The sequence below is a fragment of the uncultured Nitratireductor sp. genome (assembly GCF_913053745.1).
Lineage (GTDB): Bacteria > Pseudomonadota > Alphaproteobacteria > Rhizobiales > Rhizobiaceae > Nitratireductor.
This window is the reverse complement of record NZ_CAJXGF010000179.1, coordinates 1-7,845: the sequence shown is the minus strand read 5'-3', so window position 1 is coordinate 7,845 and position 7,845 is coordinate 1. Positions and strand designations below refer to the sequence as shown.

At 61.7% G+C, this 7,845-nt stretch carries 7 protein-coding genes and 1 pseudogene; 5 read left to right on the top strand and 3 right to left on the bottom strand.

Annotated elements, in window-relative coordinates:
* Positions 1-348, top strand: a 348-nt coding sequence (locus tag QZ638_RS20780) for an oligopeptide/dipeptide ABC transporter ATP-binding protein (protein WP_366936268.1), incomplete at its 5' end; no start/stop codon positions are given.
* 47 nt (positions 349-395) lie between these two features.
* Complete coding sequence (locus QZ638_RS20775) at positions 396-1,382, top strand: oligopeptide/dipeptide ABC transporter ATP-binding protein (RefSeq protein WP_295813945.1); 987 nt, start codon at positions 396-398, stop codon at positions 1,380-1,382.
* A gap of 151 nt (positions 1,383-1,533) precedes the next feature.
* Here QZ638_RS20775 and lepA read toward each other — a convergent pair whose 3' ends face one another.
* Positions 1,534-3,342 (bottom strand): translation elongation factor 4, encoded by a 1,809-nt coding sequence (gene lepA, locus QZ638_RS20770; protein ID WP_295813940.1) that lies wholly within the window; start codon positions 3,340-3,342, stop codon positions 1,534-1,536.
* Positions 3,343-3,472: 130 nt separating this feature from the next.
* On the opposite strand from lepA, the gene QZ638_RS20765 reads away from it, so the two are divergent.
* The 3 genes from QZ638_RS20765 to QZ638_RS20755 are packed head-to-tail and all read left to right on the top strand — an operon-like array spanning position 3,473 to position 6,643.
* Positions 3,473-3,961: a MarR family transcriptional regulator gene (locus QZ638_RS20765; RefSeq protein ID WP_295813937.1), complete on the top strand. Its 489-nt coding sequence runs from the start codon at positions 3,473-3,475 to the stop codon at positions 3,959-3,961.
* On the top strand, positions 3,958-5,070 hold the full coding sequence (locus QZ638_RS20760; RefSeq protein ID WP_295813935.1) for an HlyD family secretion protein: 1,113 nt from the start codon (positions 3,958-3,960) through the stop codon (positions 5,068-5,070). Before QZ638_RS20765 ends, QZ638_RS20760 begins: the two co-directional genes overlap by 4 nt.
* 40 nt (positions 5,071-5,110) lie before the next feature.
* On the top strand, positions 5,111-6,643 hold the full coding sequence (locus tag QZ638_RS20755; protein ID WP_295813932.1) for a DHA2 family efflux MFS transporter permease subunit: 1,533 nt from the start codon (positions 5,111-5,113) through the stop codon (positions 6,641-6,643).
* 75 nt (positions 6,644-6,718) lie between these two features.
* Here QZ638_RS20755 and QZ638_RS20750 read toward each other — a convergent pair whose 3' ends face one another.
* Both QZ638_RS20750 and QZ638_RS20745 read right to left on the bottom strand, forming a co-directional pair.
* The gene (locus tag QZ638_RS20750) at positions 6,719-7,513 is read right to left on the bottom strand and encodes a DUF2189 domain-containing protein (protein WP_295813928.1); all 795 of its coding nucleotides are present in this window, start codon (positions 7,511-7,513) and stop codon (positions 6,719-6,721) included.
* Positions 7,514-7,646: 133 nt separating this feature from the next.
* Positions 7,647-7,845 (bottom strand): annotated as a pseudogene (locus QZ638_RS20745) (sodium:proton exchanger); the annotation flags it as partial.

Here is a 7,845-nt window from a genome sequence, read left to right as displayed (position 1 = left end):
GGGCCGGTTCGCAATGTGGTCAAGCATCCGCAGCCCCCCTACACGATCGGCCTCATGTCCGCGATTCCAACCCTCGCCGGCGATCCCGAAGAGACGTTGGCACAGATTCCCGGCTCGATGCCACGGCTCGGGGCCATTCCAGGCGGGTGCGCGTTCAATCCGCGCTGCACCTATAGTTTTTCCCATTGCAGCGAAACGCGCCCCGAACCCTACCCGGCGGGAAGCAGCGCGGCCGCCTGCTTCCTGCATGCCGAGGACAAGGCAGTGGATGCGCCGGAACGAATTCTGCAAACGGCCAGAACTGCGGGCATCGCCCTGCCCAACACCGTCGACGGAGAGCCGACATGATGGCGCGCGAAGCAAAACTCACCCCGGTGGGTGCCGCCGACGGGGAGATGGTGCAAATCCGCGGGCTGCGCCGCACCTTCGACCTTTCCAAACCCTGGCTCAACCGGGTGATCGAGCGCAGCAGCCGGGTATCGCTGACTGCCGTGGACGGTGTCGATTTCTCGATCCGCGAAGGCGAGACCTATGCGCTGGTGGGAGAGTCGGGCTCCGGCAAATCGACCATAGCCAAAATGGTCGTCGGGCTTTTGAAGCCGACTGCCGGATCGGTCACCATCAATGGAACGAATGTCTGGGGCGGAAAAAGCCTCGATGCCGAACGACAGATGCGGCGCAGCATCCAGATGATCTTCCAGGACCCGTTCGCCAGCCTCAATCCGCGCTGGCGCGTGGGCGCGATCATTGCCGAGCCGATCAGCGCCTTCGGGCTCATTACGGACGCGAAAGATCGTGCCGCGCGTGTCGGCGAGCTTTTGTCGCTTGTGGGCCTGGACCCGCGTGACGGGCAGAAGTTTCCGCACGAATTTTCGGGCGGCCAGCGTCAACGCATCGCCATTGCGCGGGCGCTGGCTTCCGATCCGAAATTCATCGTCTGCGACGAGCCGACATCGGCACTCGACGTATCGGTGCAGGCGCAGGTGCTCAACCTGTTGCGCGATCTGCAGCAGCGCCTGGGTCTGACCTATCTCTTCATCAGTCACAATCTCGCCGTTGTGCGCCACGTTGCCACCCGCGTGGGGGTGCTCTATCTGGGGCGCCTGGTGGAGGAGGCGCCGGCGCGGGAGCTTTTCGCCGATCCGCAGCATCCCTACACCAAGATGCTGCTCGAAGCGGTTCCCGACATCGATATGGAAGGCAGGGAGCGGCAGGCGATTGCCGGCGAAATCCCCAATCCGGTCAATCCGCCGTCAGGCTGTCATTTTCACCCGCGCTGCCCGGCTCGATTGCCCGAATGCGATCAGGACGTGCCGGTGCCGCAGCACATTGGCGACACGACGGTGCGGTGCCATCTTTTCGATCCGCCGTCGCAACCCTGAGGCAGATCGCGGCATCAGGCGACGTCGGCCGATCAAAAAGACGCGTTGGAGCGGTTCATCCGTTTCATGGAAGCGCTGTTCCGCTCTATCCTGTTGTTTTTGAACAGAATTTAAGCGGATTTCAGGCAATCCCACCTGACTGAAAAATCTTCTAATCGCTCATCTTCAGCGCCTGGATGAAGGCTTCCTGCGGAATCTCCACCTTGCCGAACTGGCGCATGCGCTTCTTGCCCTCTTTCTGCTTCTCGAGCAGTTTGCGCTTGCGGGTCACGTCGCCGCCATAGCACTTGGCCGTCACGTCCTTGCGCATGGCCGAAATGGTTTCGCGCGCGATCACCTTGCCGCCGATTGCAGCCTGGATCGGAATCTTGAACATATGGCGGGGGATCAGCTCCTTGAGCTTCTCGCACATGGCGCGGCCGCGCTTTTCCGCCGCCTGCCGGTGTACCAGCATGGACAGCGCGTCCACCGGCTCGTCATTGACGAGGATCGACATCTTCACCAGGTCGCCCTCGCGATATCCGACGATCTGATAATCGAAGCTCGCATAGCCCTTGGTGATGGACTTCAGCCGGTCGTAGAAGTCGAAAACGACTTCGTTGAGCGGTAGCTCATAGGTCACCATGGCGCGCTTGCCGACATAAGACAAATCGGTCTGGATTCCGCGCCGTTCCTGGCAGAGCTTGAGAATCGGGCCGAGATAGTCGTCCGGCGTCAGGATCGTGGCCTTGATCCACGGCTCCTCAATGGTGTCGATGCGCACCACGTCGGGCATATCGGCGGGGTTGTGCAACTCCACCTGTTCGTCGGAGGTGAGGTTCATTCGGTAGACCACGGAAGGCGCGGTGGCGATCAGGTCCAGATTGAATTCACGCTCCAGCCGTTCCTGAATGATCTCCAGATGCAGCAGGCCCAGGAAGCCGCAGCGAAAGCCGAAGCCGAGCGCTGCCGAGGTTTCCATCTCGAAGGAAAACGACGCGTCGTTGAGGCGTAGCTTGCCCATGGCGGCGCGCAAGTCCTCGAAGTCGGCGGCATCGACCGGGAACAGGCCACAGAAGACGACGGGTTGCGCCGGCTTGAAGCCGGGCAGCGGCTTTTCCGTCCGGCGCTTGTCCTCGGTGATCGTATCGCCGACACGGGTGTCGGCCACCTCCTTGATCGATGCGGTGATGAAGCCGATCTCGCCGGGACCGAGTTCCTCCACCATGACCATTTTCGGGGTCATGACGCCGACCCGGTCGACCGGATACTTTGCGTCCGTGCCCATCATGCGGATGGTCTGACCCTTCCTGAGCTTGCCATCGATGATGCGCACCAGAACGATAACGCCGAGATAGGCATCGTACCAACTATCGACCAGCAACGCCTTGAGCGGCTCCTCCCGGTCCCCGCCCTCGGGCGCGGGCAGGCGCGTGACGATGGCTTCCAGCACCTCGTCGATGCCGACGCCCGTCTTCGCCGAAATCGGAACCGCGTCGGAGGCGTCGAGACCGATGACCTCTTCGATCTGTTCCTTGACGCGGTCGGTGTCGGCGGCCGGCAGATCCACCTTGTTGAGCACGGTGACGATCTCGTGATCGTTGTCGATGGCCTGATAGACATTGGCGAGCGTCTGGGCCTCGACGCCCTGCGAGGCGTCGACCACCAGAAGCGAGCCCTCGCAGGCCGAAAGCGAACGCGAGACTTCGTAGGCGAAGTCTACGTGGCCGGGCGTGTCGATCAGGTTCAGCACATAATGCTGGCCGTCCCGGGCGTCGTATTCCAAGCGTACGGTCTGGGCCTTGATGGTGATGCCGCGTTCGCGCTCGATGTCCATCGAGTCGAGAATCTGGTCCTTCATCTCGCGATCTTCCAACGAGCCGGTCATCTGGATCAGCCGGTCGGCGAGCGTCGACTTGCCATGGTCGATATGCGCGACGATGGAAAAGTTGCGGATATGGGAGAGTGGCGTGTTCGTCATGCCGCAGGCTCTAGCAGGCAGCCCGTTCTTCGACAAGCAGATTGCGCGGGATCGCGGTGTCTTGCGGCGCTGGCGGGCAATGTCAGGAGCATAATCGCGGTCTCTTGTATAGTAAGCATGCTTATAATATATGCCGCTTATGAAAAATCCCGACACCGACAAACTCGGCTTTCTGATCCACGATGTCGCGCGGCTCATGCGCAAGCGCTTTCAGGAATATGGCAGCGAGTACGGCCTCTCGGCCGCGCAATGGCGGCTCCTGTTTCGCCTGCTCAAGGAGGATGGCGTCCCGCAGACGCGTCTGGCCGAGCTGCTGGAGATCGAGCCCATCAGCGTGTCACGGCTCATCGACCGCATGACCGAAAGTGGTTGGGTCGAGCGCCGGCAGGGGCGGACGGACCGGCGTGTCCGCATGGTGTTTGCCACGCGCAAGGCCCGCGAGGCTTACGACGGCATCAGGAAAATCGGTTCGGCCGTCTACGACGAAGCGCTTGTGGGGATGAGCGAAAAAGAGCGCGCGGCATTGATGGATGCGCTCGCGAAGATGGCTGGGAATCTCGGAGGTGCGGCTTCCTGCGAGGAAGCGGGTACCGGAAAACGAACAGGTGAGACGCAATGAACGCAAGAGCTGAAACCGAAGGCAAGGTCGAGGCGGTCGAGGTCGGCGTGGAACCGAAGCCGACAAGAAGGCGGCGCGGCAAGCGCATCGCGCTGATGCTCGCATTGCCGCTCGCGCTGTTGATCGGCGGCGGCTATGTCTGGGTAACCGGCGGGCGCTTTCAAGAAACGGAGAATGCGTATCTGCAGCAAGCCAAGGTGTCGATCACCTCGGAGGCTTCCGGCCGTGTGATCGAAACGAAGGTTCACAACGACCGGCCTGTGAAGGCCGGCGACGTCCTGTTCCGCATCGACCCCGAGCCATACCGGATAGCCCTGGCCGAGGCGGACGCTTCGCTGGCCGCCGCCCGGCTTAATGTAGAACAACTGCGCACGCACTATAGTCAGGCGGTGGCGCAGCAGCGCATGGCCGAGAGCGAACGGACCTATCTCCAGACCCAGCTGGATCGCCAGAAGGATCTTTCCTTCAAGGGCATCAGCTCGAGGTCGGCGCTGGACGAAGCCGAGCGCAATGTGCGTAAGGCGCGCGAAAGCCAGATCGCCGCGGCGCAGGCCGCCGCCGGCGCGCTCGCCGCGCTCGGTGGCAACGCGGATATGGAGACCGACAACCATCCGAGCGTGCTTGCCGCACTGGCGGCGCGCGACAAGGCCGCTTACACGCTGAAGCAGGCGACGGTTCGCGCACCAGCCGACGGCATCGTCTCGCAGGCTGCTTCGTTCAAGACCGGCCAGTTCGTCTCCGCCGGCACGCCGTTGTTCTCTCTCGTCGAGACGGGAGAGACCTGGGTCGAGGCCAATTTCAAGGAAACGCAGCTTACGCATATGCGCCCCGGACAGACCGCAGAGGTGGTGTTCGACACCTATCCCGACCAATCGGTCGAGGCGACGGTGGAAAGCATCGGCGCGGGAACCGGGGCCGAGTTCTCGTTGCTGCCGGCCCAGAATGCCACGGGTAACTGGGTCAAGGTGACGCAGCGCATTCCGGTTCGCGTCAAGATCGACGCGAAGGATACCGATCTCCTGCGTACGGGTATGAGCGCCACCGTCACCATCGACACCAAGGTGGCGCGCGGCTTCAACTTCCTCGGCACCGCCGTGGCGGCGGAATAGGCGGCCGGCGCAAAGAGACGAAACCAGCGGAAACATCATCATGTCGGCAGCGGCAAACACGCACGAGGCCACCCCCCATCGCGGCCTGATCACGCTCTCGATCATGCTCGCCACGATCATGCAAGTGCTCGACACGACAATCGCCAATGTGGCGTTGCCGTCGATGACCGGCGATCTCGGCGCATCGCCGGACACGATCAATTGGGTTCTCACCTCCTATATCGTCGCGGCGGCCATCATGACGCCGATGACCGGCTGGCTGTCGGACCGGTTCGGCCGGCGCGAATTCTTCCTTGCCAGCGTGGTGGGCTTCACGGTGTTCTCAATGTTGTGCGGCGTGGCCTGGAGCCTGGAATCCATGGTGATGTTCCGGCTCTTTCAGGGCGTGTTCGGCGCTGCGATCGTGCCGCTCTCGCAAACCTTTCTGCTCGACATCAATCCCAAGGAAAACCACGGTTCGGCCATGGCTCTCTGGGGAGCGGGCATCATGGTCGGTCCGATCATCGGCCCGACACTGGGCGGATGGCTGACGGAGACAATGAACTGGCGCTGGGTGTTCTTCATCAACCTGCCCGTCGGTATTCTTTCCTTCATCGGTTGCGCCGCCTATCTCCCGCGCATCGCACAGCGTCTGCGCGGCTTCGACTTCTTCGGTTTCGCCATGCTTTCGCTGGGCGTCGGGGCGCTTCAGCTCATGCTGGACCGCGGCGCCGAGGTCGATTGGTTCGCAGCGACTGAAATCTGGATCGAGCTGGGGCTGTGCCTGATCGGCTTCTGGGTGTTCACCATCCATCTTCTGACCGGAAAAGAAACTTTCATCGACGCGCACATCTTCCGCGACCGCAATCTCGTTACCGGACTGGTGTTCATCTTCATCGTCGGCGTGATTCTGCTCGCGAGCCTCGCCCTTCTGCCGCCGATGCTGTCGCGCCTGTTCAACCACTCGACCATTTTGACGGGACTCGTCATGGCGCCGCGCGGCGTGGGAACGATGATTTCCATGCTTCTGGTCGGTCGGCTCGTTCGGATTATAGACGCCCGGATTCTCGTGGTCGCGGGACTTTCGCTCACGGCGTGGTCGCTGCATATGATGACCGGCTTTTCGCCACAGATGGACGACCGCCTCCTGGTCGTTTCCGGTGTCGTGCAGGGTCTGGGACTCGGTCTCGTCTTCGTGCCCCTGTCGACGGTTACCTTCGCAACGCTCGATCCGAAATACCGCACCGATGGCACCAGCCTGTTCAGCCTGGTGCGCAATATCGGCTCGAGCATCGGTATTTCGGTGGTCACGGTGCTTCTGACGCGCAACACGCAGATCAACCACGCCGAACTTTCAACCCATATCAACCCGTTCAATCCAGCCTTGCAGGCCATACCGGGAGCGGCGCAGGGAGATGCCACGGCGCTTACGATGGCCGATCAGCTCGTCAATCAGCAAGCGCTCATGATCGCCTATGTGGACGATTTCAAGCTGATGATGCTGGTGACGTTGGCGGCGATGCCGCTCGTGCTGCTTCTGCGCATGCCAAAACGCGCACCTATGGCCGATGCGGGTGCAGCGGCCATGGAATAGGGACCGAACCGGTTGGAGTCCCATTTGCTTCCGCACTCATTTCAAGCCCGGCAATCTCATCCGGTCACGGAACGCTCAGTCGGCGACAAGCTTGCGGTAAAGGTGCCAGGTCGCGTGGCCGAGAATGGGCATCACCACGGCAAGGCCGGCAAAAAGCGGCAGTGAGCCAACCAACAATGCCCCCGCGACGACAACACCCCATAGCGCGATGGGCAGCGGGTTTGCGCTGGCCGCGCGCACGGAGGTGATCACCGCCGCCACGGCGCCGCAATCGCGGTCGAGCAGGATGGGAAAGGCCACTGCCGAGGTTATGAGCACGGCAAGGGCGAATATAAAGCCGATACCGTTGCCCAGAATCATGAGCATGAACCCTTCATCGGTCGTGAACAGCGTTTCGAAGAACTGCGCCATGGACCCGGGCGGCTCCGCTCCGAAGAGACGCACATAGAGGCCCTGCGCTACCAGAAGCCAGGTTATGAAGATTGCCAGCAGCATTGCGCCGACCGCCACGATGGAGGGCAGGGCGGGAGACTTGCGGACTTCCAGCGCATGCCGCCAGGACGTGTCGAGCCCCGCTTCGCGACGTCTGCTTATTTCATAAAGGCCGATCGCCGCGAACGGTCCGAGCAGTGCAAAGCCGGATACGAGCGGAAAGAGAAGCGGCAGCGCGTTTGCGTCCGACGCCCAGTAGATAAGCACCACGCCCACAAGCGGATAGATGATGCACAGAAAGGCATAATGCGAGGGCTTCTGCCAGAAATCGTCGAGCCCGCGCCCCAGAGCATCGATGACATCCGATGTGGTGATCTTGCGAACGGCCGGCAATGACAGCGTCTTGTCGGTGCCGGCCATGACATGAAAATCCGTCATTTCAGACCTCCTGGATTTGCCGCGATGCAAACCGCACCCCGGCGGCGATATATATGACGGATTATAGGGCTTCGACGCGCTTGCGGCGAGACAGGGGGCGGTCACATCTTCCTGAGCGGCGGTTGAGCCCGCATCAGGATTTGGCTGGAAAGAACGTCTTTTTGGCAAAGGGTGCGGTGGCACCATGCAGAATGACGGACAACAGAATTGCGAAGACGGCAATGTTGGTGATCGCGCCGGCGACATCAAAGCCCGACTGGTCGACCACCAGAATGAGATAGAGCACGGAGGCAAGGCCGCGGGGGCCGAACCAACCAACGAAGAGGCGTGCC

What these genes read in the sequence shown, in the direction of transcription:
- QZ638_RS20775 (WP_295813945.1), top strand. Translation starts at nt 396, where the DNA reads ATGGTGCAAATCCGCGGGCTGCGCCGCACCTTCGACCTTTCCAAACCC.
- lepA (WP_295813940.1), bottom strand. Translation starts at nt 3,342, where the DNA reads ATGACGAACACGCCACTCTCCCATATCCGCAACTTTTCCATCGTCGCG.
- QZ638_RS20765 (WP_295813937.1), top strand. Translation starts at nt 3,473, where the DNA reads ATGCCGCTTATGAAAAATCCCGACACCGACAAACTCGGCTTTCTGATC.
- QZ638_RS20760 (WP_295813935.1), top strand. Translation starts at nt 3,958, where the DNA reads ATGAACGCAAGAGCTGAAACCGAAGGCAAGGTCGAGGCGGTCGAGGTC.
- QZ638_RS20755 (WP_295813932.1), top strand. Translation starts at nt 5,111, where the DNA reads ATGTCGGCAGCGGCAAACACGCACGAGGCCACCCCCCATCGCGGCCTG.
- QZ638_RS20750 (WP_295813928.1), bottom strand. Translation starts at nt 7,513, where the DNA reads ATGACGGATTTTCATGTCATGGCCGGCACCGACAAGACGCTGTCATTG.